This is a genomic window from Vibrio alginolyticus NBRC 15630 = ATCC 17749 (assembly GCF_000354175.2).
Taxonomy (GTDB): Bacteria; Pseudomonadota; Gammaproteobacteria; order Enterobacterales; family Vibrionaceae; genus Vibrio; species Vibrio alginolyticus.
The window spans coordinates 1,723,151-1,749,529 of record NC_022349.1; the positions used below are offsets into that span (position 1 = coordinate 1,723,151).

25 protein-coding genes are annotated in these 26,379 nt (G+C 44.4%); 11 read left to right on the top strand and 14 right to left on the bottom strand.

Annotated features, from left to right (window positions below):
• Positions 1-58: 58 nt before the first annotated feature.
• Positions 59-589 (bottom strand): hypoxanthine phosphoribosyltransferase, encoded by a 531-nt coding sequence (hpt, locus tag N646_RS07750; protein ID WP_005379995.1) that lies wholly within the window; start codon positions 587-589, stop codon positions 59-61.
• Between the two features lie 319 nt (positions 590-908).
• Here hpt and opaR point away from each other — a divergent pair, with 319 nt between their 5' ends.
• Entirely contained in the window at positions 909-1,523 is a 615-nt protein-coding gene (gene opaR / locus N646_RS07755; RefSeq protein ID WP_005379994.1) for a transcriptional regulator OpaR, read from the top strand.
• A 145-nt stretch (positions 1,524-1,668) separates the two neighbouring features.
• Here the strand turns inward: opaR and lpdA are convergent, their stop codons facing one another.
• The 5 genes from lpdA to ampD all read right to left on the bottom strand — a co-directional run bounded on the left by lpdA (position 1,669) and on the right by ampD (position 9,702).
• The gene (gene lpdA, locus N646_RS07760; protein ID WP_005379993.1) at positions 1,669-3,096 is read right to left on the bottom strand and encodes a dihydrolipoyl dehydrogenase; all 1,428 of its coding nucleotides are present in this window, start codon (positions 3,094-3,096) and stop codon (positions 1,669-1,671) included.
• A gap of 266 nt (positions 3,097-3,362) precedes the next feature.
• Complete coding sequence (aceF, locus tag N646_RS07765) at positions 3,363-5,246, bottom strand: pyruvate dehydrogenase complex dihydrolipoyllysine-residue acetyltransferase (RefSeq protein WP_017820397.1); 1,884 nt, start codon at positions 5,244-5,246, stop codon at positions 3,363-3,365.
• A gap of 19 nt (positions 5,247-5,265) precedes the next feature.
• Entirely contained in the window at positions 5,266-7,929 is a 2,664-nt protein-coding gene (gene aceE / locus N646_RS07770) for a pyruvate dehydrogenase (acetyl-transferring), homodimeric type (protein ID WP_005386612.1), read from the bottom strand.
• Between the two features lie 48 nt (positions 7,930-7,977).
• Positions 7,978-8,745, bottom strand: a complete 768-nt coding sequence (gene pdhR / locus N646_RS07775; RefSeq protein ID WP_005379989.1) for a pyruvate dehydrogenase complex transcriptional repressor PdhR — start codon at positions 8,743-8,745, stop codon at positions 7,978-7,980.
• A 405-nt stretch (positions 8,746-9,150) separates the two neighbouring features.
• Positions 9,151-9,702: a 1,6-anhydro-N-acetylmuramyl-L-alanine amidase AmpD gene (ampD, locus tag N646_RS07780; RefSeq protein ID WP_005386614.1), complete on the bottom strand. Its 552-nt coding sequence runs from the start codon at positions 9,700-9,702 to the stop codon at positions 9,151-9,153.
• Between the two features lie 92 nt (positions 9,703-9,794).
• Here ampD and nadC point away from each other — a divergent pair, with 92 nt between their 5' ends.
• The 8 genes from nadC (at position 9,795) to yacG (ending at position 16,996) form a co-directional block, all read left to right on the top strand.
• A complete protein-coding gene (gene nadC, locus N646_RS07785; RefSeq protein ID WP_017820396.1) occupies positions 9,795-10,682 on the top strand; it encodes a carboxylating nicotinate-nucleotide diphosphorylase in 888 nt (295 codons plus the stop codon).
• Positions 10,683-10,943: 261 nt separating this feature from the next.
• A complete protein-coding gene (locus N646_RS07790; RefSeq protein ID WP_017820395.1) occupies positions 10,944-11,381 on the top strand; it encodes a pilin in 438 nt (145 codons plus the stop codon).
• 12 nt (positions 11,382-11,393) lie between these two features.
• Positions 11,394-13,079, top strand: coding sequence for a type IV-A pilus assembly ATPase PilB (pilB, locus tag N646_RS07795; RefSeq protein WP_017820394.1), 1,686 nt, complete (start codon positions 11,394-11,396; stop codon positions 13,077-13,079).
• A 23-nt stretch (positions 13,080-13,102) separates the two neighbouring features.
• The gene (locus N646_RS07800; RefSeq protein ID WP_017820393.1) at positions 13,103-14,326 is read left to right on the top strand and encodes a type II secretion system F family protein; all 1,224 of its coding nucleotides are present in this window, start codon (positions 13,103-13,105) and stop codon (positions 14,324-14,326) included.
• A gap of 64 nt (positions 14,327-14,390) precedes the next feature.
• Positions 14,391-15,260 (top strand): prepilin peptidase, encoded by an 870-nt coding sequence (locus N646_RS07805; protein WP_017635919.1) that lies wholly within the window; start codon positions 14,391-14,393, stop codon positions 15,258-15,260.
• The gene (coaE, locus tag N646_RS07810; RefSeq protein WP_017635920.1) at positions 15,261-15,875 is read left to right on the top strand and encodes a dephospho-CoA kinase; all 615 of its coding nucleotides are present in this window, start codon (positions 15,261-15,263) and stop codon (positions 15,873-15,875) included. It begins immediately after the preceding gene.
• 27 nt (positions 15,876-15,902) lie between these two features.
• Positions 15,903-16,643: a cell division protein ZapD gene (gene zapD / locus N646_RS07815; protein WP_017820392.1), complete on the top strand. Its 741-nt coding sequence runs from the start codon at positions 15,903-15,905 to the stop codon at positions 16,641-16,643.
• Positions 16,644-16,801: 158 nt separating this feature from the next.
• The gene (yacG, locus tag N646_RS07820; protein ID WP_017635922.1) at positions 16,802-16,996 is read left to right on the top strand and encodes a DNA gyrase inhibitor YacG; all 195 of its coding nucleotides are present in this window, start codon (positions 16,802-16,804) and stop codon (positions 16,994-16,996) included.
• Between the two features lie 464 nt (positions 16,997-17,460).
• Here yacG and rplS read toward each other — a convergent pair whose 3' ends face one another.
• From rplS to ffh, 5 genes are all read right to left on the bottom strand, one after another.
• Positions 17,461-17,814: a 50S ribosomal protein L19 gene (gene rplS, locus N646_RS07825; RefSeq protein WP_005379971.1), complete on the bottom strand. Its 354-nt coding sequence runs from the start codon at positions 17,812-17,814 to the stop codon at positions 17,461-17,463.
• 41 nt (positions 17,815-17,855) lie between these two features.
• The gene (trmD, locus tag N646_RS07830) at positions 17,856-18,617 is read right to left on the bottom strand and encodes a tRNA (guanosine(37)-N1)-methyltransferase TrmD (RefSeq protein ID WP_005385420.1); all 762 of its coding nucleotides are present in this window, start codon (positions 18,615-18,617) and stop codon (positions 17,856-17,858) included.
• A 27-nt stretch (positions 18,618-18,644) separates the two neighbouring features.
• Positions 18,645-19,193, bottom strand: a complete 549-nt coding sequence (rimM, locus tag N646_RS07835; protein WP_005379964.1) for a ribosome maturation factor RimM — start codon at positions 19,191-19,193, stop codon at positions 18,645-18,647.
• A 29-nt stretch (positions 19,194-19,222) separates the two neighbouring features.
• Positions 19,223-19,471, bottom strand: a complete 249-nt coding sequence (gene rpsP, locus N646_RS07840) for a 30S ribosomal protein S16 (protein WP_005379962.1) — start codon at positions 19,469-19,471, stop codon at positions 19,223-19,225.
• Positions 19,472-19,680: 209 nt separating this feature from the next.
• The gene (ffh, locus tag N646_RS07845) at positions 19,681-21,063 is read right to left on the bottom strand and encodes a signal recognition particle protein (protein WP_005385423.1); all 1,383 of its coding nucleotides are present in this window, start codon (positions 21,061-21,063) and stop codon (positions 19,681-19,683) included.
• A 224-nt stretch (positions 21,064-21,287) separates the two neighbouring features.
• Here ffh and N646_RS07850 point away from each other — a divergent pair, with 224 nt between their 5' ends.
• Together N646_RS07850 and N646_RS07855 are read left to right on the top strand one after the other, a co-directional pair.
• Positions 21,288-22,082: a cytochrome C assembly family protein gene (locus tag N646_RS07850; RefSeq protein ID WP_005379950.1), complete on the top strand. Its 795-nt coding sequence runs from the start codon at positions 21,288-21,290 to the stop codon at positions 22,080-22,082.
• Between the two features lie 124 nt (positions 22,083-22,206).
• Positions 22,207-23,487 carry an HlyC/CorC family transporter gene (locus tag N646_RS07855; RefSeq protein WP_005379948.1) on the top strand — a complete coding sequence of 427 codons (1,281 nt, stop codon included), beginning with the start codon at positions 22,207-22,209 and terminating at the stop codon, positions 23,485-23,487.
• Between the two features lie 67 nt (positions 23,488-23,554).
• On the opposite strand, the gene luxS is transcribed toward N646_RS07855, so the two are convergent.
• The 3 genes from luxS to gshA all read right to left on the bottom strand — a co-directional run bounded on the left by luxS (position 23,555) and on the right by gshA (position 26,355).
• Positions 23,555-24,073, bottom strand: coding sequence for an S-ribosylhomocysteine lyase (luxS, locus tag N646_RS07860; protein WP_017820391.1), 519 nt, complete (start codon positions 24,071-24,073; stop codon positions 23,555-23,557).
• 84 nt (positions 24,074-24,157) lie between these two features.
• Positions 24,158-24,763, bottom strand: a complete 606-nt coding sequence (locus N646_RS07865) for a transglycosylase SLT domain-containing protein (protein ID WP_005379943.1) — start codon at positions 24,761-24,763, stop codon at positions 24,158-24,160.
• A gap of 23 nt (positions 24,764-24,786) precedes the next feature.
• Positions 24,787-26,355: a glutamate--cysteine ligase gene (gshA, locus tag N646_RS07870; RefSeq protein WP_017820390.1), complete on the bottom strand. Its 1,569-nt coding sequence runs from the start codon at positions 26,353-26,355 to the stop codon at positions 24,787-24,789.
• Between the last annotated feature and the right edge of the window lie 24 nt (positions 26,356-26,379).

A 26,379-nucleotide genomic window follows, 5' to 3' on the forward strand; every position in this document is an offset into this window, starting at 1 on the left:
AAAAACGCCCATCTTAGATGGGCGTTTTTTTTATATTTTTTAATGCTGCTCTCAATGATTATTCTTGAGGTACAACTTTACCGATGTATGGTAAGTGGCGGTATTTCTGCGCGTAATCAATACCCACCCCAACGACAAATTCATCTGGAATTTCGAAACCAATCCAATCCACAGGAACATTCACTTCACGACGAGATGGCTTATCTAGGAGCGTACAAATCGCGATAGACTTCGGCTCACGTAGCGAAAGAATCTCACGGATTTTATTTAGTGTGTTACCAGTGTCAATGATGTCTTCAACAAGCAGAATGTCTTTACCTTTGATGTCATCATCCAAATCTTTCAAGATACGAACGTCACGTGAGCTTTCCATCGTGTTGCCGTAGCTTGACGCTGTCATAAAATCAACTTGGTGAGTCAGTTCGATAGCACGTGCCAAGTCTGCCATAAATACAAATGAGCCACGCAATAAGCCTACCAACACAAGATCTTCACTACCTTGATAACGCTCTGTAATTTGTTTGCCTAATTCACGAACTCGCTCCTGAACTTCTTGCTCAGAAATCATGACTTCTATTGTATGTTTCATACTGTGCTCAATCTAAATTTGTGGGTTGAGGTAAGTCGCACGCAAACGATCACCTAATCTTACGGCGTGTAGTGTATCACCACGTTCATTGGGTTGAAAGTCGCATCCTGTTGCCAAAAAATCTTGGAAGAAGGTCTTAGTTTTATAAAGTTCATAGCTAAATTTATCAATAATAATGACATTACTGTATATAAATTGTTCTACAGATGTTGACCTTGTGCATATGCACCATTACACTCATCACTGCTTTAAGCAACTATTAAAATAATCAATTAGGGGGTTACCCCCAATATCAACTCAAATGGCAAGGAAAATGGATATGGACTCAATTGCAAAGAGACCTAGAACTAGGCTTTCTCCAATTAAGCGTAAGCAACAGTTAATGGAAATCGCATTGGAAGTATTTGCGCGCCGCGGCATCGGTCGTGGTGGTCACGCAGATATCGCAGAAATTGCTCAAGTTTCTGTGGCGACTGTTTTTAACTACTTCCCTACACGCGAAGACTTGGTGGATGAAGTTCTCAATCACGTCGTACGTCAGTTCTCAAACTTCCTATCGGATAACATAGACCTAGACTTACATGCACGTGAAAACATCGCCAATATTACTAATGCGATGATCGAGCTTGTCAGCCAAGACTGTCACTGGCTAAAGGTATGGTTCGAGTGGAGTGCTTCAACACGTGATGAAGTATGGCCATTGTTTGTTTCAACTAACCGTACTAACCAGTTGCTGGTACAAAACATGTTCATTAAAGCAATTGAACGCGGTGAGGTGTGTGACCAGCACGATTCAGAACACTTGGCAAACCTGTTCCACGGTATTTGTTACTCACTGTTTGTCCAAGCGAACCGCGCTAAAGGTGAAGCGGAACTGAAACATCTAGTGAATTCATACTTAGATATGCTTTGCATTTACAACCGTGAACACTAAAGCTTAACTAGTAATATATGTCAGCCCACCGTTTGGTGGGCTTTTTATTGTCTGCTGTCAGCTAAGCACACATTTATATTCCTATGTAACAAGCATAAAAAAACCGCTGCAATGCAGCGGCTTCTATCATTCAGTCAGAAAAAGCTTACTTCTTCTTAACTGCTTTTTTGTTTGGCAGGTCAGTGATTGAACCTTCAAATACTTCAGCAGCTAGACCTACAGACTCGTGTAGAGTTGGGTGAGCGTGGATAGTCAGAGCGATATCTTCTGCATCACAGCCCATCTCAATTGCAAGGCCGATTTCACCAAGTAGTTCACCACCGTTAGTACCAACGATAGCACCACCGATTACGCGGTGAGTTTCTTTGTCGAAGATTAGCTTAGTCATACCGTCTGCACAGTCAGATGCGATTGCACGACCTGATGCTGCCCACGGGAATGTTGCTACTTCGTACTTGATGCCTTCTTCTTTCGCTTCTTTTTCAGTCTTACCAACCCAAGCCACTTCTGGCTCAGTGTACGCAATTGAAGGGATAACTTTAGGGTCGAAGTAGTGCTTCTTACCAGAGATAACTTCAGCAGCTACGTGACCTTCATGCACACCTTTGTGAGCAAGCATTGGTTGACCAACGATATCACCGATCGCGAAGATGTGAGGAACGTTAGTACGCATTTGCTTATCAACGTTGATGAAGCCGCGCTCGTCAATTTCTAGACCCGCTTTTTCACCGTCGATTAGCTTACCATTTGGTACACGACCGATAGCAACTAGAACCGCATCGTAACGCTCAGCTTCAGCTGGCGCTTTCTTGCCTTCCATTGAAACGTAGATACCGTCTTCTTTTGCTTCAACTGCTGTTACTTTCGTTTCTAGCATTAGCTTGAACTTGTCTTTAATACGCTTAGTAAATACTTTCACGATATCTTTGTCTGCTGCAGGAATTACCTGGTCAAACATTTCAACAACTTCAACTTTAGAACCTAGAGAGTGGTAAACCGTACCCATTTCTAGACCGATGATACCACCGCCCATGATAAGCAGTTTTTCTGGCACTTCTTTTAGCTCAAGAGCGTCAGTAGAGTCCCAAATACGTGGGTCTTCATGCGGGATAAATGGCAGTTTGATTGGACGAGAACCAGCCGCAACGATTGCGTTGTCAAAGTTAACAACTGTTGGCTCACCTTCGCCTTCTACAAGGATAGAGTTAGGGCCAGTGAACTTACCGTAACCGTTAACTACTGTTACGTTACGCATCTTAGCCATACCGCTTAGGCCGCCAGTTAGTTGGTTAACAACTTTTTCTTTCCAGATGCGGATTTTGCTGATGTCTGTTTGAGGCTCACCGAACACAACGCCGTGGTCAGCCATCGCTTTCGCTTCTTCAATTACTTTAGAAACGTGAAGCAGTGCTTTAGATGGGATACAACCCACGTTCAGACATACACCGCCAAGCGTGCTGTAACGTTCAACTAGTACAGTTTCAAGACCTAAGTCCGCACAACGGAATGCAGCGGAGTAACCAGCAGGACCAGAACCAAGTACAACAACTTGGGCTTTAATTTCTTTGCTCATTTTGACCTCTTGTAGTCATTATCCCTAACAGGCTGAGTGGGTATCGATTTTTATGTTTAAGAGAGATTTGTTTTAAACAGTTATTTTCAGACCGCTAACAGTTTACAGAGATGTTAATGGTGTGAAAAGTAAATCAATTTAGCCTGTGAGCTAGACAACAATTCGATTGTGAAAACCCTGAACGAAGCAAGGCTGATAACCAAATTGTCGGTAATTATGATTAGCAGAGGCGGCTAAGTTGCCGCCTCTCATTCATCTAATTTCTATTACAGAACTAGACGACGAATGTCAGATAGACATGAGTTTAGGTAAGTGATGAAGCGCGCACCTTCAGCACCATCGATCACACGGTGGTCGTATGATAGAGACAGTGGAAGTTGTAGACGCGGTTCGAACTCTTTACCGTTCCATACCGGTTTCATTTCTGACTTAGACACACCTAGGATACCAACTTCTGGCGCGTTTACGATTGGAGTAAACGCCGTACCGCCGATACCGCCTAGGCTAGAGATAGTGAAACAGCCACCTTGCATGTCAGCAGCTGTTAGCTTGCCTGCACGTGCTTTCTTAGAAACCGCCATTAGCTCTTCAGATAGCTCGTAGATGCCTTTCTTGTTCACGTCTTTAAATACAGGAACAACTAGACCGTTTGGTGTATCTACCGCGATACCAACATTCACGTATTTCTTCAGAATTAGGCTCTCACCGTCTTCTGATAGAGAAGAGTTGAACGCTGGGAACGCTTCAAGCGCTTTAGCTACCGCTTTCATGATGAACACAAGTGGTGTGATCTTCATGCCAGTGTCTTTCTTCGCTTCAATCGCGTTTTGCTCTTTACGGAATGCTTCAAGAGCCGTGATGTCTGCGTTATCCCACTGTGTAACGTGCGGGATCATTACCCAGTTACGGTGTAGGTTTGCACCAGAGATCTTCTTAATGCGAGATAGCGGTTGAACTTCTGTCTCACCAAACTTGCTGAAGTCCACTTTTGGCCATGGTAGTAGACCAAGAGCCGCGCCGTCGCCTTTGCCAGATGCTGCTGCACCTGCGCCAGACTCAAGACGCTTAAGTGCATCTTTCACGTAAGCTTGAACGTCTTCTTTTAGGATACGGCTCTTACGACCAGAACCTTTAACCTTAGAAAGATTAACGCCAAATTCACGCGCTAGACGACGAACAACTGGAGACGCGTGAGCGTACTCATCGTTTTCTTTGAAATCGCCAGTCGCTGCTGGAGCTGGAGCTTCTGCTTTAGGAGCCGGAGCTGCAGGTGCTGCCGCTTGAGCTGGAGCTGCTGCAGGAGCAGGTGCTGCACCCGCCACTTCGAATACCATGATTAGTGAGCCAGTAGACACTTTGTCGCCAGCTGCAATCTTGATTTCTTTAACTGTGCCAGCGAATGGTGCAGGAACTTCCATAGAAGCTTTGTCACCTTCAACAGTGATTAGAGATTGCTCTTCTTCCACTGTGTCGCCAACCGCAACCATGATCTCAGTAACTTCAACTTCGTCGCCGCCGATATCTGGAACGTTCACTTCTTTTGCCGCAGACGCTGCTGGAGCTGCTGCCGCAGGAGCTTCAGCTGCCGCTGGTGCTGCTGGAGCGCCTGAACCTGCTGTTTCGAATACCATGATAAGTGAGCCAGTCGATACTTTATCGCCTGCTGCAACTTTGATCTCTTTTAGAGTACCTGCGAATGGCGCTGGAACTTCCATAGAAGCTTTGTCGCCTTCAACAGTTAGAAGAGATTGCTCTTCTTCGATGCTGTCGCCAACGGCAACCATGATTTCAGTAACTTCTACTTCATCACCACCGATGTCTGGTACGTGAACTTCTTTTAGTTCTGCCGCTGCTGCTGGAGCTGGAGCTGCTGCTGGAGCTGCTTCTGCCGCAGGAGCAGGTGCAGCGTCAGCTGCACCCTCGGCTTCGAAAATCATGATTAGAGAACCAGTAGAAACCTTGTCGCCTTCTGCAACTTTGATTTCTTTAACGATACCCGCTTGAGAAGCAGGAACTTCCATAGAAGCTTTATCGCCTTCAACTGTGATCAGAGACTGCTCTTCTTCAACCTTGTCGCCAACGCTTACAAGAATCTCAGTAACTTCAACCTCATCCGCACCGATGTCTGGTACATTAATTTCGATTGCCATTTCTTATCTACCTTCTTAATTAAGCGTATAGCGGGTTTGTTTTCTCTGTGTCGATGTCGAATTTCTTAATTGCTTCTGCAACTACAGATTTCTCAACTTCGCCACGTTTCGCTAGTTCAGTTAGCGCTGCTACTACTACGTAACCTGCGTTCACTTCGAAGTGACGACGTAGGTTTTCACGGCTGTCTGAACGACCGAAGCCATCAGTACCAAGAACTTTGAAAGACTCAGCAGGAATGTATGCACGAACCTGCTCTGCGTAGTTCTTCATGTAGTCAGTTGCTGCGATAGCAGGTTCAGTACCCATTACTGTTTGGATGTAAGGTACTTTCGCTTCCGCTTCTGGGTGAAGCATGTTGAAACGCTCTGCATCTTGGCCATCGCGAGTTAGTTCGTTGAATGACGTTACAGAGTAAACATCAGAAGCAACACCGTAATCTTCGCTTAGGATTTGAGCTGCTTTACGTACTTCATTCATGATAGTACCAGAGCTCATTAGCTGAACTTTCGCTTTGTCGCCCGTGTAAGTTTCTAGCTTGTAGATACCTTTACGGATGCCTTCTTCAGCGCCTTCTGGCATTGCTGGCATTGCGTAGTTTTCGTTCATTAGCGTTAGGTAGTAGAACACGTTTTCTTGTTCTGGACCGTACATGCGACGGATACCGTCTTGCATGATTACTGCTACTTCGTACGCGAATGTTGGGTCGTAAGAAATACAGTTAGGAACCGTACCCGCCAAAATGTGCGAGTGGCCGTCTTCGTGCTGTAGACCTTCACCGTTCAACGTTGTACGACCCGCAGTTGCACCTAGTAGGAAACCACGTGCTTGTTGGTCACCAGCCATCCACGCCATGTCGCCAACACGTTGGAAGCCGAACATTGAGTAGTAGATGTAGAACGGGATCATTGGTAGGTCGTTTGTCGAGTATGAAGTCGCAGCAGCAACCCATGAAGACATAGCACCTAGCTCGTTGATACCTTCTTGTAGAACCTGACCTGAAGTCGCTTCTTTGTAGTAAGAAACAACGCCACGGTCTTCTGGTGTGTAAGTTTGGCCGTGCGGGTTGTAGATACCGATTTGACGGAACAGACCTTCCATACCGAATGTACGTGCTTCGTCAGCAATGATAGGAACGATGTTCTTACCAATGTTCTTGTTCTTAAGTAGAACGTTTAGCGCACGTACGAATGCCATAGTAGAAGAGATATCACGCTTCTGTTCTTCTAGTAGTGGCTTGAATTCTTCTAGCTCAGGAACGATGAATTCTTGAGTGAATTTTGGTAGACGCTGTGGCGTGTAGCCGTGTAGCGCTTTACGACGAGCGTGTAGGTATTCGTACTCTTTTGAACCTTCTTCAAGTTTCAGGTACGGAAGTTCTTTCACTGCTTCGTCAGTTAGGATGTCTTGAAGACCTAGACGGTCACGTAGGTGTAGTACGTGAGTCATGTCCATCTTCTTAACTTGGTGCGCGATGTTCTTACCTTCAGCCGCTTCACCCATGCCGTAACCTTTAACAGTCTTAGCTAGGATTACTGTTGGACGACCTTTAGTTTCTGCCGCGTTTTTGTATGCCGCGTATAGCTTAGAAGACTCGTGACCACCACGCTTAAGTGCGAAGATTTCGTCATCAGTCATGTCAGCAACAAGTGCAGCTGTCTCTGGGTACTTACCAAAGAAGTGCTCACGTACGTACGCGCCATCTTTTGATTTGAATGTTTGGTAGTCGCCGTCGATCGTTTCATTCATAAGCTGTAGAAGCTTACCAGTCGTATCTTTAGCTAGTAGTGAATCCCAGTTGTTACCCCAGATTACCTTCACTACGTTCCAACCAGCACCTTTGAACAGACCTTCAAGTTCTTGAATGATCTTACCGTTACCCATTACAGGGCCATCTAGACGCTGTAGGTTACAGTTGATTAGGAAGCATAGGTTGTCTAGTTTCTCACGCGCAGCGAAAGAGATAGCACCACGTGATTCTGGCTCATCCATCTCACCGTCACCTAGGAACGCGTAAACGCGCTGTTCTGAAGTATCTTTAAGACCACGGCCTTCTAGGTACTTAAGGAAACGAGCTTGGTAGATAGAAGCGATTGGACCTAGGCCCATCGATACTGTCGGGAACTGCCAGAATTCAGGCATCAGTTTAGGGTGCGGGTATGAAGGAATACCTTTGCCGTCTACTTCTTGACGGAAGTTGTCTAGCTGCTCTTCAGTTAGACGACCTTCAACGAATGCACGTGAGTAGATACCTGGTGAAATGTGACCTTGGTAGTAAACTAGGTCGCCACCATCCTTCTCGTTTGGTGCACGGAAGAAGTGGTTGAAACATGTCTCGTAGAACGCAGCAGAAGACTGGAAAGACGCCATGTGGCCGCCTAGCTCTAGGTCTTTCTTAGATGCACGTAGAACGATCATGATAGCGTTCCAACGAATAATTGAGCGAATACGACGCTCAAGTGTTGTGTCACCTGGGTATGCTGGTTCTTGGTCTGCAGGAATCGTGTTGATGTAGTTAGTTGTGATACCTGTTGGCATATCAACACCGTCTAGACGTGCTTTATCTAGAACTTGCTCTAATAGGAACTGAGCACGCTCTAGACCTTCTTCACGTACAACTGACTCAAGCGCTTGTAGCCATTCTTGAGTTTCCAGTGCATCTACGTCATGCTTCATATCAGACATGGCGATCTATCCTTCTGTTGGTTGGATCTACTTATTTAAGTAACGCTCTTACGAGTCATTACCCTGCTGAATTCGACGTAGAGAACGCTCTCGTCGAGACTCTTCTCGAGTCAAATCCAACAATGTTTCTTCGATGTAAGCCAAGTGCGAGTGGGACATTTCTCGCGCCTTTTCAGGCTGACCAGAAACAATCGCATCCACGATATTGGCTCGGTGTTTACTGACTTTCTCGACCGCTTCTGGGCGGCGACGTAGTAATTTAAAATTTTGTAGAATATTTTGCTCAAGCAAAGGTGCTAAGCTTCGAACAATGTGCAACAAAACCACGTTGTGCGCGGCCTCTGTCAAAGCGATCAAAAATTGCATTACTTCCGCAGATTCAGCTTCGATATCGTTGTTTGCTTGCTCTTGACTAATGCGCTCAAGGCAACCTTGAATACGCGCAAAATCTTCTTCGGTACCACGTAAAGCTGCAAAGTAGGCTGAAATTCCTTCCATCGCATGACGAGACTCAAGCACATCAAGCTGGGTTTCAGAATGACTAGACAACAAATTCAACAAGGGATCTGAAAAGCTCTTCCAGATATTCTCACTTACGAATGTTCCGCCACCTTGGCGACGAGTCAACAAACGCTTCGCTTCCAAGCGTTGAATGGCTTCTCGGACTGAAGGACGAGACACATCGAACTGTTTTGCCAGTTCACGCTCTGGAGGCAGTTGTTGCCCCGGAGACAATGTTCCTTCCACTATCAACCTTTCTAACTCTTGTTCTATAACATCAGAGAGTTTTGGCTGACGAATCCTTTGATAAGCCATAATTTATTGTTCTTCTACTCTTGCAGGTAATTGGTAATACCAATTTTAAGTTGGTGCAGAAATTAACATAATTAAAACGCCACTGTCCAGCCGAAAATTGACCTAAATCATAGAACGAGCTTACTTCCAACACTCTGATAACAATCGACTGTTAAAACAGCAATAGAATTGGTATGACCAATTACATAAAGCATACAAATGGGAAGTCGACGTGCTAGCAGTTTTGGAAAAGAAATACAGAAAATGACAAAATTATCAGTCTATTTATTCACCAAAACGGCATGTGCGAGCGTAAAAATGTAGTTAACTTTTAACAATCATTAATATTTCTGGTATCAAAAAAAGGCATACCTGATCGTATGCCTTATTTATTTCGCTTTTTTGAATTTACACTTTCGCTACAAATCAACGCTGTATAAGCAGTCTATATTTCACCCAATCAAAGCTTAGACCAGGATCGCTTTTTCTCAAGGGCGCAATATATTGATGACCGGTAATTCGTGGCGGGGTGATTTGAGGATAAGACTGCATAATCACCTCAGTGATCTCTGCAAGTGATTGATATTGCGCTTCTGTGTAGGCAGTAAATTCTGTCCCTTCAAGCTCGATACCAATGGAATAGTCATTACAACGCTCCCTGCCTGCGAAACTGGATTGACCGGCATGCCATGCTCTATCAAGAAAAGAAACAAATTGAACAACCTCGCCGTTTCTTTTAATCAAGCAATGTGCAGAAACGCCCATTTTGTGAATGACTTCAAAAAATGGATGTTCATTTGGGTCTAGCTTGCCAGTGAAGAAGTCCTCTATATATGGTCCACCAAACTGCCCAGGAGGCAAACTGATATTGTGTACCACCAGCAGAGAGATGTCGTTTACATCAGAGCGGGCATCAAAAAATGGTGACGGAACATGCTTTGCTTGTGTCAGCCAGCCATTCTCGATAATTGGGCGCATATCAACCTCTCTACTTTGCAAATTAACTGCTGAAATTATTGACACCGGAGAGTATCATTCGTTGCCATCTCCCTTTCAAGACAAGATTTGCGATGAAGAACACACACAACATTCAAGAACGCCTAGAATACCTTAAACAACAACTCCCTTTAGAGATCACTCGCTCTGTCGCTGATACCTTAAAAGAAGATCTAGGTGGCAGTGTCGACGCAGATAATGACATTACTGCATCTTTGATCCCTGCCGATGCGGTTAATACCGCAACGATTATTACTCGTGAGCATGGTGTGTTCTGTGGTCAAGCATGGGCTGATGAAGTTTTTAAACAGCTCGGTGGCAAGGTCAGCATTGAATGGCACGTAAAGGACGGCGATAAGGTCAAACCTAACCAAACCCTTTGCACGCTGACAGGCCCTGCTCGTGACCTGTTGACTGGTGAGCGTAACGCAATGAATTTCATCCAAACGCTGTCTGGCTGCGCAACAGTTACCGCAGAGTACGCTGAAAAAATCGCGCATACTGAGTGCCGTCTACTAGACACACGCAAAACCATTCCTGGTCTGCGTAGCGCACTAAAATACGCCGTGACCTGCGGTGGTGGCTTTAACCATCGCATCGGTGTGTTCGACGCTTACCTTATTAAAGAAAATCACATTATTGCTTGTGGTGGCATCACTCAAGCTATCCAAAAAGCGAAAGAGCTCAACCCAGGCAAACCGGTAGAAGTCGAAACGGAAAGCTTAGAAGAGTTGAAACAAGCGATAGAGGCTGGTGCCGACATCATCATGCTCGATAACTTCACAAAAGAAATGATGCGTGAAGCCGTAGCGATTAACGCAGGTCGTGCCGCTTTAGAAAACTCCGGCAACATTACGCTAGAGACCATCGCAGAATACGCAGAAACCGGTGTCGATTACATTTCGGTAGGCGCGTTGACTAAGCATTTAAAAGCGATGGATCTTTCGATGCGCTTCAAATAATAAAAGCAACAAATCTAAATTACTTCAACTAACTCAGTGAGTTGTGAGTAACTCATCATTTAAAAGGGCCAATTGGCCCTTTCTTTTTATCCACTAAAAAAATAGTACTACTCGCAAAACTCTGCATGCGATATGCAACTTTTTACCAAAGAGTTTTATCTCACTCGAGAGCCCATCTCTTCCCCATTTTCAACCCACCTTAACTCTCCATAATCTTTCGCTAATGCAAGAGCATTATTAATTTTTAAGAAAGGGTTAAAAATGAAAAACAGTAAACATAAAAAACAACAGGGTTTTACTCTGATTGAATTAATGATTGTGGTGGCGATTATTGGTGTGTTGTCTGCAGTTGCTATACCTGCCTACAAAAGTTACGTAGCTAAATCTGAAGCAGCCACTGCTGCTGCAACTGTTAGAGGACTGTTGACAAATATTGATATGTATCAGCAAGAAGTTGGTAGTTTCCCTACTGACATTAATAAAGTAGGCGGCACACAAACAATGAATGCTTTGGGTTCGATAGCGTTGGCATCAACAACTAGTGGCGGTACTGCTACTTTCACATTTACAGACGGTTCGTTAAAAACAGGCGGCGCTAGCAATAATGCAGCAACAATTATATATACCAAAGATAATGCAACAGGATGGAGTTGTACTCATACAATCCAAGATACTTCTGTTGTGCCTGCCGGTTGTTGATAGCTGTCCATAATGCTAACCAAACTCTCAACGGTTCTTCGCCAAAAAGGGTTACTAACATTTTCCCAAGAAGAATCGTTAATAGAGCAAGTCAAAGCTTCTGGCATTTCGATGCCGGAAGCTTTACTCAGTTCTGGATTCTTCACGTCAAGTGAGCTCGCTGATCACTTAAGTTCTCTCTTTGGTTTAAATCAGTCTGAGTTATCTCAGTATGAGTACGCTTCGCTTTGTCAGCAACTTGGTCTTAGGGAATTAATCACACGGCATAACGCACTCCCACTCCAGCGTACGTCTTCAACGTTATTACTCGCCGTTGCCGACCCCACCAACCAACAAGCCGAAGATGACTTCCGCTTTGCCACTGGGTTACAGGTTGAACTAGTCTTGGCGGATTTTCGTCAACTCAGCGCGGCAATTCGACGCTTGTATGGTCGTTCATTGAATCATGAGAAGTCTGGGTTAAAAGAGATCAACCAAGAAGAGTTAGCCAACCTGGTTGATGTGGGCGCAGATGAAATCGACAACATTGAAGACTTGAGCCAAGATGAGTCTCCTGTTAGCCGTTACATCAACCAAATTCTGTTGGACGCTGTGCGCAAAGGCGCATCCGATATCCACTTTGAGCCTTATGAAAAGATGTACCGCGTGCGCCTACGCTGTGATGGCATCTTAATTGAAACACAGCAGCCACCAAGCCACTTAAGTCGCCGCTTATCCGCTCGTATCAAAATCCTCTCTAAACTTGATATTGCAGAGCGACGTTTACCACAAGATGGGCGTATTAAGCTCAAGTTGAATCAAGACACCGCAATTGATATGCGTGTATCCACGCTACCGACTCTATTCGGAGAGAAAATTGTACTACGACTGCTCGACAGCAGCTCTGCGTCACTGGATATCGACAAGCTTGGTTATAGCGAACAACAAAAACAATTGTACTTGGATGCGCTGCGTCGCCCACAAGGCATGATTCTGATGACAGGCCCAACAGGGAGCGGTAAAACCGTTTCTCTATACACTGGGCTAAGTATCCTCAATAAGCCAGAAATCAACATTTCCACGGCAGAAGACCCAGTAGAAATTAACTTATCGGGCATTAACCAAGTTCAAGTTCAGCCTAAGATTGGTTTTGGTTTTGCCGAAGCCCTGCGCTCTTTCTTACGTCAAGACCCGGATGTGGTAATGGTCGGTGAGATTCGTGACTTAGATACCGCCGAAATCGCTATAAAAGCATCGCAAACCGGTCACTTAGTACTTTCAACCTTACATACCAATTCTGCGGCTGAAACGGTTATTCGTTTATCAAACATGGGCGTAGAAAGCTTTAACTTGGCCTCCTCTCTTAGTTTGATCATTGCCCAGCGCTTGGCCCGTAAACTGTGCTCGCACTGTAAAAAATCACAAGAGCTTACCGTTCAGCTACAACATCTTGGAATTCAAGCAAGCGACAACATTTTTAAAGCCAATCCCGATGGATGTAATGAGTGTACCCATGGTTATTCCGGCCGAACGGGGATTTATGAAGTGATGCGCTTTGATGAATTTCTTTCCGAAGCGCTTATTAAAGGCGCCTCGGTGCATGAACTAGAAAAACTCGCCATCGCAAACGGGATGAGCACGTTACAAATGTCGGGCATAGAAAAACTCAAACAAGGGATCACAAGTTTTAGTGAACTACAGCGCGTACTTTATTTTTAATCCTTTAATCAGCAGTCACCTCTATGAAAAGCACTACACCACAACTTAAAAACTTCCGCTGGAAAGGCATCAACAGTTCAGGCAAAAAGACATCTGGGCAAACCCTCGCGATGACAGAAATTGAAGTACGCGAGCGTCTAGACGCACAGCACATCAAGATCAAGAAGTTAAAGAAAAGCAGTATCTCGTTTCTCACTAAACTCAACCATCGCGTGAAAGGCAGAGACATCACGGTGTTTACCCGTCAGATTTCGACGATGTTGATAACCGGTGTACCCTTAGTTCAGGCTTTAAAATTAGTCTCAGAAAATCATAAAAAAGCAGAGATGAAATCCATTTTGATGAGCGTGACACGCGCCGTTGAAGCGGGGGCGCCCATGTCAAAAGCCATGCGCACTGCAAGTGAACACTTTGACCCACTCTATACTGATCTTATCGCCACAGGTGAGCAATCCGGTAACTTAGCGGAAGTGTTCGAGCGCTTAGCCACCTACCGAGAAAAAAATGAACAACTCCGTGCGAAAGTGATCAAAGCACTGATTTACCCAGCGATGGTAGTGCTAGTAGCGTTAGGCGTGTCGTTTATCATGCTCACCAAAGTCATTCCCGAGTTCGAAAAAATGTTTGTTGGTTTTGGTGCTGACTTACCTTGGTTTACCAGGCAAGTGTTAGATCTTTCCGCCTGGACACAAAACTGGAGTCCGTTTATCGCACTAGGCTCCATTAGTTTATTCATTTCGGCGAGAATCCTCTCTAAGCGTTCAGATTCTTTTCGCTTAATGCTCAACCGCTCTGTGCTTAAATTTCCGGTCCTTGGGCCTGTATTATCAAAAGCCGCTATCGCCAAATTTAGTCGAACACTCGCCACAAGCTTTACAGCGGGTATTCCAATTCTAACCAGTTTAAAAACCACATCAAAAACCTCAGGAAACTTACACTATCAACTCGCCATAGAAGAAGTTTACCGTGATACCGCCGCAGGTATGCCAATGTATGTAGCCATGCGCAACTGTAATGTGTTCCCTGAATTGGTGTTACAAATGGTTATGATCGGTGAAGAGTCTGGTCGACTTGACGATATGCTCAATAAAGTTGCAACAATCTACGAGTTTGAAGTCGACAACACCGTCGACAACCTTAGTAAAATCCTAGAGCCACTAATTATCGTTTTTTTAGGTATCGTTGTTGGCGGATTAGTGACAGCAATGTACTTGCCAATCTTTAACTTAATGAGTGTATTGGGCTAGAATGAGCTGTTAACTCCTTTAAAACAGCATCTTGCTGATTTCACTCATCGCTCAAGAGACAAATATGGAAGTATTCCAGTACTACCCTTGGCTATTCGTTGTGTTTGCCACCATCTTCGGTCTGATCGTGGGTAGCTTCCTCAATGTGGTTATTTATCGACTACCTAAAATCATGGAGCTAGAATGGCGACGCGAATGTGCCGAGTCATTTCCTGAATACAAAATAGAACCTCCTAAAGAAGTGCTGACCTTGAGCGTTCCACGCTCCTCCTGCCAGAAATGCGCAACACCGATACGTATTCGCGACAACATTCCTGTGATTAGCTGGCTGCTTTTAAAAGGCAAATGTCACAACTGTCAGGCAACCATTAGTGCACGCTATCCACTGATTGAACTGCTCACCGCGTTCTGTTCTGGCTTTATCGCTTATTACTTTGGTTTTAGTTACTTTACCGTTGCCCTACTCTTTTTTACTTTTATCTTAATCGCCGCAACATTTATCGATCTCGATACTATGTTGTTACCTGACCAATTAACATTACCATTAACTTGGGCTGGCATTGCCTTAGCATTAGTCGAAATAAGTCCTGTTACTCTACAAGATTCTGTCATTGGTGCTATTGCTGGTTACCTATGTCTCTGGTCCGTTTACTGGGGCTTTAAGTTACTTACCGGTAAAGAAGGAATGGGGTATGGTGATTTTAAACTACTGGCGGCACTAGGAGCTTGGCTAGGTTGGCAGTCACTGCCGATGATCATTCTACTTTCTTCTGTGGTTGGCATCGTATTTGGCATCATTCAACTACGCTTGCAAAAGCAGGGAATTGAAAAAGCTTTCCCTTTCGGTCCTTACTTAGCAATTGCTGGTTGGATAAGCTTAATTTGGGGCGACCAGATTTTAAACTGGTACTTTACTTCAGTTCTAGGAGTGTAAATGGCTTTGGTTATTGGTTTAACAGGTGGTATCGCTAGTGGAAAAACAACCGTCGCGAATCTGTTCAAACAACAATTTAAAATCGATATCGTCGATGCCGACATTGTCGCAAGAGAAGTTGTCGAGCCAGGTACTCCCGGCCTAAACGCGATTATTGAACACTTTGGTCACGATATCGTTCGTGAAGACCAAACTTTAGATCGCGCAAAGCTGAGAGAAAAAATCTTTTCGAATTCAGATGAAAAAGCATGGCTCAACGCACTGTTGCACCCGATAATTCGTGAAAAGATGATCGAAGATTTGCAGCAAGTCACTTCAGAGTATGCGTTACTTGTGGTGCCGTTGCTCGTAGAAAACAAGCTAGATAGTTTGTGTGATCGCGTTCTTGTCGTCGATGTAGAACCGAATACACAGATATCTCGCACGATGAAACGAGACAATGTGAGTGAAGATCAAGTTCGCGCCATCCTTGCCTCTCAAGCATCAAGAGAGCAAAGGCTCGCGCTTGCAGACGATGTGGTTAAGAATAATCCAAGTGACCCTGATCTTTTGCTTCAAATCACAGATTTGCACGAAAAGTACCTAGCCATGTGTAAGAAAAATCTGCGAAAATAGGAACGAAACTCACAAAGGCTTATGTCGATGACCACGCACAAATTTGAACATCCGTTAAATGAGAAAACTCGTATTTATCTAAGAGTGGAGTCTCTGCTGCGTCAGGCTCACTTGGCCTCTGGGTTTAGCGAAAATCATCAGTATCAACTGTTTTTCCGTGCGTTATTCGATATGGTTGAGATCTTCGAACAAATCCAACTGAAAAGTGAACTGGCTAAAGATCTTGAGAAGCAACGGCTGTCGTACCGCCATTGGCTCAATGTTGATGGTGTCGATCAAGACGCATTAAATACCTTGCTACAAGAGATAGATGTCGTTCATAGCCAACTAATGAGTGCTGAACGTTTTGGCCAAGCATTAAAAGAAGATCGCTTCCTAAGCTCTATCCGTCAACGCTTTAATCTACCGGGTGGTTCATGCTGTTTTGATCTGCCAGCATTACACTACTGGCTTCATCTACCTATTGAACGTAAAAAGCGTGATGCACAACAGTGGCAAGCAAGCTTAAAGCCCTTATCTGATGCGCTTTCGTTATGGTTAAAGCTCACTAGAGAGACCGGACATTTCAAAGCTCAAATCGGTCGTGCAGGTTTCTTCCAAAGTGACGCTGATGAAGCCAACATTCTAAGACTTCACATCCCAATGGAATATGGCGTGTATCCTATGATTTCAGGCCATAAAAACCGCTTTGCGATCAAGTTCATGTCGTTTGAAAACGGTCAAGCATGCACACAAGATATTGAATTTGAACTTGCTGTTTGCAGCTAAGACGACACTACGCCTCGCCTCCATAATCTAAAATTCAACGCTTTATTGCGCTTATATTTGATAAAATTTCGTAGCAGCAATAGCGCGTTGAATAAGCCATCTTTAATTCGTTTAGGTATACTACCCTTTAACACCAATTAGTAATGGGACGCTCAACTATGTCTAAAGTTACCATCGTTCAATGCCCACAATGTGGCGCCGACGTAGAATGGGGAGAACAAAGTCCTCATCGCCCTTTCTGCAGTAAACAATGCCAAATGATTGATTTTGGTGAATGGGCAGATGAAGAAAACACCATCCCAGGCGCACCCGATATGTCCGATAGTGATGGCTGGTCTGAAGACCAGTATTAAATTGAGGCCTAGGGTAAAGGAATACCCTAGGTTTCTTCTTGGGGAATCTGAATCACGGTCCTTCGTCGCTATCCAGAATGACGAATTTTAACCACGGTACTCTGTAATCTTTGACCATCATTTCCTGTCATTCCGAGGAGCCATAGCGACATTAAGAATCTACTAACAGCAAAGATGAAGCTAACAACTTAAACAATTGCATTCTCGACTAGTAGATTCTGAATCACGCTCCTTCGTCGCCTTCAAAATGACGAATTTTAACCTCGGTGCTATATAATCTTTGGCCATCATTTCCCGTTATTCAGAGAAGCCATAGCGACATCAGGAATCTATTCACAGCAAGGTAGAGGCGTGGAGTGTACGTCAGTGCAGGCGGATGAAAAGAAACGAGCAAGCTAATTACACAAATAAAAAAACGGAGCCCTAAAAGGACTCCGTTTAAGATGAGAACGCTAGTTATAGCATTACTTCTTAGCAAGTTTCTCTTTGATACGAGCAGACTTACCAGAACGCTCACGTAGGTAGTACAACTTGGCACGACGTACTGCACCACGGCGTTTAACTTCGATGCTATCAACGATTGGAGAGTGTGTTTGGAACGTACGCTCAACACCTTCACCGTTAGAGATCTTACGTACAGTGAAAGCAGAGTGTAGACCACGGTTACGGATTGCGATTACAACGCCTTCGAAAGCCTGTAGACGCTCACGGTCACCTTCTTTTACCTTAACTTGAACTACAACAGTGTCACCTGGTGCAAATTTAGGTAGGTCTGATTTCATTTGCTCTTCTTCAAGAGCTTTGATGATGTTACTCATTTTTTAAATTCCTAGAATAAACTGATACTAAATAAATTAGGTTACTTTGCGTTATGTTCTTTAATGGCTTTATGCTCATTAACAAACTCAGCAAGTAATTGTTCCTGTTCGTCAGTCAGAGCTAGGTTTTCCAGGAGCTCTGGTCTTCTTAGCCAAGTACGGCCCAACGACTGCTTGAGTCGCCATTGACGAATGTCCTTGTGATTGCCTGACATCAGTACCGCTGGTACCTCTTTGTCATCCAATACTTCTGGACGCGTATAGTGAGGGCAATCTAACAAGCCATTTGCAAAAGAGTCTTCTTCTGCTGACGCGAAATCCCCTAGTACACCCGGAACAAACCGAGAGACAGAGTCGATTAACGTCATGGCTGGTATCTCACCACCCGTCATCACAAAATCACCAATCGACCATTCTTCGTCGACTTCAGATTGAATGATGCGCTCATCTACCCCTTCATAACGACCACAAATCAGAAGCAAGTTCTCATTCGTTGCCAGTTCTTCCACTCCTTTCTGGTCGAGCTTGCGACCTTGAGGAGAAAGGTAGATGACTTTCGTCTTGCCCGGTGAGGCTGCTTTCGCGGTATGAATGGCATCGCGCAAAGGCTGAACCATCATTAACATACCAGGGCCTCCACCGTAAGGTCGGTCATCGACTGTGCGATGTTTGTCGTGAGTGAAATCTCTAGGATTCCAAGTCTCAATCGACAAAAGACCTTTTTTAACCGCTTGACCTGTTACTCCAAAATCAGTAACAGAACGGAACATTTCTGGAAAAAGGCTAATAACGCCAACCCACATGTTTATCTCGCTCTGTAATTTTGGAGATTAGAATCCAGGATCCCAGTCAACTTCGATCCGTTGAGCTTCGCGATCAACATTAATGATCACTTGCTCTTCAAGGAACGGGATTAATCGTTCCTTCTGCCCGAAAGCATCTTTAAGATTTGCTTTAACAACCAGAACATCGTTTGAGCCAGTTTCTAGCATGTCAGTAACGACACCTAGATCGTAACCTTTAGTAGTTACAACTTGCATCCCAAACAATTCGCGCCAGTAGAACTCATCTTCTGACAATTCAGGAAGTACCGCAGGGTCAATAGCAATTTCAAAGTTCGTCATTAGATGCGCGTCTTCACGAACATCCATGCCTTCCAGCTTAGCCACCATACCTTTGTTATGGCGCTTCCAGCTTTCTACTTTGTACTCAACCCACTTGCCCTTTTGGTTAATGTACCAAGGGCTGTAATCGAAAATGCTTTCAGCATTGTCTGTGTAGGAAAAAACCTTAAGCCAACCACGAATGCCGTAAGTAGCACCAAACTTGCCTACAACAATCTTTTCGTTGCTCATTGTTTCTTTACCTTTCATCGACATAAACTAGTTTCTACTTTTCAAGTAAAAAATTAAGCCGCTTTTTGAGCGTCTTTAACTAGCTTAGCAACACGGTCAGATACTGACGCGCCTTGACCAACCCAGTGGTTAACGCGGTCTAGGTCTAGACGTAGACCTTCTTCTTGACCTTTAGCAGTTGGGTTGAAGAAACCAACTTTCTCGATGAAACGGCCAGTTGCAGCGTTGCGGCTGTCCGCTACTACGATTTGATAAAATGGACGCTTTTTAGCGCCGTGACGTGCCAAACGAATGGTTACCATGTCGTCCTCTTTGCTTTCTCAAAAATAAAATTAACCCCAAAAACCATTCAAGAAATTAAACAGTTTGGGGTCTCGTGCCAAAATAAAGCTCCGGAATTTTACTCTTCTCCCGGAGCAATGCAAGGAGTTTAGTTACTTTTTCACCAACATAAATTGAATTTAAAGTTTGTGACGTACCTAACACCCTGAATCTATGCGTGATCGATTAATTAACGACCAAATGGGTTGAAGCCACCGCCACCACCCATGCCGCCCATCATGCCTTGCATGTTGCGCATCATGCCTTTCATGCCACCTTTTTGCATCTTTTTCATCATTTTCTGCATTTGGGTGAACTGTTTTAGTAAGCGGTTTACATCTTGAACCTGCACACCAGAACCAGCCGCGATACGCTTCTTGCGCGAGCCCTTGATAATTTCTGGGCGTTGACGTTCTTTCATTGTCATGGAGCTGATGATCGCTTCCATCTGTTTGAACATCTTGTCATCGACTTTGTCTTTTACATTGTCTGGTAGCTGGGACATTCCTGGAAGCTTATCCATCATCCCCATCATGCCGCCCATGTTTTGCATCTGGCCTAGCTGTTCACGGAAATCTTCAAGGTCAAAACCTTTCTTCTCTTTGAACTTCTTCGCTAACTTTTCTGCCTTTTCTTGGTCAACGTTGCGTTGTAGGTCTTCAATCAAAGACAAAACGTCACCCATGCCAAGAATACGTGAAGCAACACGATCTGGGTGGAACGGTTCTAGCGCGTCAGTTTTTTCACCGACACCCAAGAATTTGATTGGCTTGCCCGTGACATGGCGTACTGAAAGTGCCGCACCACCACGAGCATCACCATCAACCTTAGTTAGAACTACACCGGTAAGAGGTAGCGCATCGCCAAAGGCTTTTGCTGTATTTGCTGCGTCTTGACCCGTCATGGCGTCAACAACAAATAGCGTTTCTACTGGGTTGATAGCTGCGTGAAGATCTTTGATCTCCCCCATCATCTCTTCATCAATTGCCAAACGACCTGCGGTATCGACAATAAGTACGTCGTAGAATTTTTTCTTCGCATGGTCAATCGCTGCATTGGCGATATCAATAGGCTTTTGGTCTGGTGATGATGGGAAGAAGTCAACACCGATGTCTGATGCCAGTGTTTCAAGCTGCTTGATTGCCGCAGGACGGTAAACGTCGGCAGACACAACCAAGACTTTCTTCTTGTCACGTTCTTTTAGAAGCTTAGATAACTTACCTACCGATGTGGTTTTACCCGCACCTTGTAGACCAGCCATAAGAAGCACTGCAGGTGGTTGAGCAGCAAGGTTTAGCGCCTCATTCGACTCACCCATTACGGCTTCAAGTTCTGTTTGAACGATCTTGATAAATTCCTGACCTGGAGTCAGAGATTTAGAAACTTCTACGCCCACCGCTTTTTCTTTAACGCGGTTCACAAATTCACGAACGACCGGAAGCGCAACGTCAGCTTCAAGTAGAGCCATTCGGACTTCACGCAGGGTTTCTTTAATGTTGTCTTCGGTCAGACGACCTTTACCACTGATATTTTTCAGCGTTTTGGATAATCGATCCGTTAAATTCTCAAACATCTTTGTCTCTTCGCTAAAATGGCGATTAATTAGTGTGAGTATACATTAGCCAAGGTCTGAGTCATACCCGTACCGCTGTCCTATTCTTGTCTCTATTTATATATGGTGCGGTAACTTATTAATTTCAATATCTCATCTCTCACGATTGATGTCGGATATATCGTAGCCCCAAAGTGTAATGCAAGGTATAATTTCTCCATCGTGCACAATAATATTTAGGATTCATGGATAGCTTAATAGCCATCGCGGCCGCCATACTTTATGTCTTGGCGATTGCGACCATCATACCCGGACTCTCACAACAGTCAGGAATCAAAGCAAAAACAGTGTTTGCTAGCGCTGCCTGTGCGCTTGTTTTTCATGCGTGGATTTTGAGTGATCTGATTTTTGATGGTTCAGGTCAAAACCTGAGTATTCTCAACGTGGCTTCTTTGATCAGTTTTATTATTTCTCTGGTCATGAGCCTTGCTATGTTGAAAAACCGACTGTGGTTTTTATTGCCTGTCGTTTATAGCTTTGCTGCCATCAATTTATCTGCTGCCACATTTTTGCCAAGCACGTTTATAAAGCACCTAGAGAATGACCCTAAGCTACTCATTCATATTTCATTTGCGCTCTTCTCATACGCGACTTTAACTATCGGGGCACTCTATGCGCTTCAGTTGGCTTGGCTGGATCACAAACTGAAAGCAAAAAAATCTTTGGCGATTAACCCAAACCTGCCGCCTCTATTAATGGTGGAGCGTCAACTCTTCAAAATCATTTTGATCGGTAACTTATTGTTAACTGCCACGCTCATTACTGGCTTTGTCTTTGTGCAGGATATGTTTGCCCAAGGTAAGGCACATAAGGGCATTCTTTCTTTCATCGCTTGGGTGGTGTACTCAATACTGCTTTGGGGTCACTATCAAAAAGGCTGGCGTGGTAGAAAAGTCACATGGTTCGCTGTTGCAGGAGCAACACTGTTAACTCTGGCATATTTTGGCAGTCGCTTTGTAAAAGAAATCATCTTGAATTAAGGAGCTCTAGGGCTCCTATCCTTTATATTTTAGGCTAGATAAAATACAGTACGCCTTAACTCTTTGACTTAACGGACTTACTCAACCGTTATATAACCCAATACTTACAAGGAACAGCAACGTTTTGGACGACATCTCTACGGGTATCTTGTTTGCGCTACTCGCGTGTCTTATCGTCATATCAGGTTACTTTTCCGGTTCAGAAACAGGGATGATGTCTCTGAATCGTTATCGCTTAAAACACTTAGCCAAAAACGGGCATAAGGGTGCTAAGCGAGTCGAAAGACTATTAGACCGTCCAGATCGTTTGATTGGTCTTATTCTTATCGGCAACAACCTCGTTAATATTCTCGCGTCTGCTATCGCAACCATTATTGGTATGCGTTTGTATGGTGATTTAGGTGTCGCTATCGCAACCGGTGCACTAACTATGGTTGTATTGGTTTTTGCCGAGGTTACCCCTAAAACAATTGCAGCGCTTTACCCTGAACGTGTGTCCTACGCGAGCAGTATATTATTGACCATACTGATGAAGTTACTGTCGCCTTTAGTGATGCTTGTTAACTTTATTACGAATGGCTTTATCCGCTTACTTGGTGTAAGAGCGGATCACTCAGCAGAAGATCATCTTAGCTCCGATGAGCTGCGTACGGTAGTAAATGAAGCTGGCGGTTTGATCCCTCGCCGACACCAAGACATGCTGGTGTCTATTTTGGATCTTGAGCACGTCACCGTGAACGACATTATGGTCCCACGCAATGAAATTACTGGTATCGATATTAACGACGACTGGAAATCCATTGTTCGTCAACTAACCCACTCACCACATGGGCGCATAGTTTTCTATCGTGACCAAATTGATGAAGTGGTTGGCATGCTGCGCTTGCGTGAAGCTTATCGTCTGATGTTGGAAAAGAACGAATTCAACAAAGAAACGCTATTACGTGCTGCTGATGAGGTCTATTACATCCCAGAAGGCACACCACTGAACGTGCAAATGTTGAAATTCCAACGTAACAAGCAACGTATCGGTCTGATCGTGGATGAGTACGGTGATATCATCGGTCTAATTACTCTTGAAGATATTCTGGAAGAGATCATTGGTGAGTTCACGACGTCAATTTCTCCAAGCCTCTCTGATGAAATCAGTCCTCAAGGTGACGGAAGCTTTCTTATTGAAGGCAGCACCAATATCCGAGATATCAACAAAGGCCTGAAATGGGATTTACCAACGGATGGTCCGAGAACGCTAAACGGGCTCATTTTAGAACACTTGGAAGATATTCCTGAGAGCCATCTAAGTGTGAGAGTGGCTGGTCATCCAATGGAGCTTGTTGAGATTGAAGAGAACCGAATCAAGCTCGTTCGTGTTTATCCGAAGAAGAAAAAATCGACATCCAAATAACCAAAAGAAAAGCCTGACTCATGTCAGGCTTTTTACTTATTGGGGCAATATGCTTCTTAATGAGCACCTAGTCGATGCGCAACTCTTTTAACATCGACTCAGGCAAAGCAAGTTCATCATTTTTGTTCACCGAAACACCAGCATCCAAAATGTTCTTTGCGATCTGTTGTGCTTCTTTTAAAGAGTGCATTGCTGCCGTGCCGCATTGGTATTCGTTAAGTTCAGGGATCTTATTCTGACTTTCTACCTTCAGCACATCTTCCATTGCTGCAATCCAAGCATCTGCGACTTGCTGCTCTGATGGTGTGCCAATCAGGCTCATGTAAAAACCTGTGCGGCAACCCATAGGCGAAATATCGATGATCTCAACAGAATCACCGTTTAGGTGATTACGCATAAAGCCTGCATAAAGGTGCTCTAGGGTGTGAATACCTTTTTCAGAAAGAATGTCTTTGTTTGGCGCAGTAAAGCGTAAGTCGAAAACAGTAATCGTATCCCCTTTTGGGGTCTGCATGGTTTTCGCCACTCGTACAGCGGGTGCGTTCATACGAGTGTGGTCCACGGTAAAACTATCGAGTAAAGGCATTACATCTCTCCTGATTGTAACTCCAGTACCTTTCGGTAATGGATAAATGTCATTCATCCCTACAGCACATGAACTGACTGTGGGCTAAAAGAACCAGCTGCTGTTGTCTTCTAATTCCTGACGACATTGCTTCAGCTGCCAGCCATAAGTTTTCGCTGTTTGTTCAACACGTCGAGCGACTTTGATTAAACTAGGCTTTCGATTATAAGTACCTCGCTTATACCCACCTCGCCCTTCATGATAAGCCAGATACTGGTTATAGGGATCCCATAATGAAATCCCTAGCTGACGCCGTGTTTCATGAGTATACCAACCGACAAACATCATAGAATCATCGAAGTTGGTACGAGAGCCACCCTGACCTGTGGCATCTTGGAAGTCTTCCCAAGCAGGGTCTTGAGCTTGAGCGTAACCATACGCACTGCTGACTCGTCCCCAAGGAATAAACCCTAGCAAATAATCTTTAGGTGGTTTTGCATCGTGCCGAAAGCTGCTTTCTTGTTTAATGATGGCCATAGCGACATGAATAGGGGTCCCCCATTCATCTTCCATATCTTTGGCATCATCGTACCAACCGGATTTCTCTCGGAATATCTCGCATAAGTTATTCTGCTGCTTTGGCGGTGCCGTAGCACAACCTGCAAGTAACACGCTTCCAAGTACCGCTACTACTGACGACTTAATGTTCAACCGCACCAATCCTTAGTTAGTCATTACTGCTTCAGGTAAGCAAAGTAATCTTCCAAAAAATCATCAAAAGAAAGCGTATCACTCTGCTCTGCTTGCTTTTGTTTTTCCACGGACGACGCTACTTCCGTTTCCATCGTATCTTGTGAATAGTACTGATAACCGTGAGCTAGGTTTTCATCACGGTACTTCATACCAAGAGTACAACCAACTTTACCTAGCCCACCCAGCTCTTTCGTTAGCTCTAATAGTTGACCAGAGATCGTTAGTTCTGGGTTATCAATCCATGTCTCGAGTTGATTACACACATCTTGGTATGCACTGCCACCAGCGGTCATATCCATTTGCTGTGCTATTTGACGTAACTCGACGAAAACTCGGTGTGCCCAATCTTGTAGAGATAGACGCTCACCTTGGCAACCAATTTGCAGCATTAGACCTTTTTCACGGCCAGAAACAATGACTTTATTCCAGTTATCGCGCCAACACTCTAATTCACAGTTATCCATAGGGTCTGAGTCTGACAAGGCCGCCCAGGTAAGGAAGAGATCCAAGAATCGTACTTGCTCTTCATTTAAACCCACTGCGCTGAATGGGTTAACATCTAGAGAACGAACTTCAATGTATTCGACACCACCGCGTCGTAACGCATCTGAAGGCTTCTCACCACTTTTCGATACACGTTTTGGACGAATCGGAGCGTACAGTTCATTCTCAATTTGTAAGATATTGGAATTAAGCTGGCGGTATTCACCATCAACTTTTACCCCAACTTTCGCAAACTCTTCTGATGGGTGGCGAATCGCATCACTCAAACCATCGAGGTATTGGTCAATGCTGTTAAAACCAATTTTCAGCACACTTTGAGCACTATTGGTATAGCCAAGATCGCTCAAACGCAAAGACGTCGACTTCGGCAAATATAATGTCCCGCCAATCTTCTCGAATGGCAGATCGGTTTCACGACCTTGAATAAAAGAGCCACACAACGCTGGTGATGCACCAAAGAAGTAGGGAATCATCCAGCCAAAGCGGTAGTAATTACGGATCAACGCAAAGTACGCATCAGACTTAGCATCTTGGCGGGCTTGTTCATCTTGCTCGCCATAGAGCGCATCCCAAAATGTTTCAGGAAATGAGAAGTTAAAATGGACACCTGAAATTATTTGCATCAGGCTGCCATAGCGACGCTTTAGACCTTCTCGGTACAGCGTTTTCATTTTCGCTGCATTCGAAGAGCCATACTGGGCTAACTGAATATCATCCTCTGAGCCGACGTAGCAAGGCATTGATAGTGGCCACATTTTCTCTTCACCCATTTTGGTTTGAGTGAAATGATGGATATCTTTCAGCTGTGCCATCAGTTCTGGAATTTCATGTGACACAGGCGTAATGAACTCTAACAATGATTCCGAAAAATCCGTTGTGATCCATTGATTTGTGAACGCAGAGCCTAACCCTTCAGGATGAGGAGTTGTAGCTAGATGTCCATCCTGACGATAGCGCAAAGTTTCTCGCTCAACACCGCGTCCAAACTGCTTAAATACTTCGGGGTTTGATGCAACTTTTTTTAGTCGCGCAGCAAAATCAGTCAAAATGAGGTTCGCTTATATTGGGAG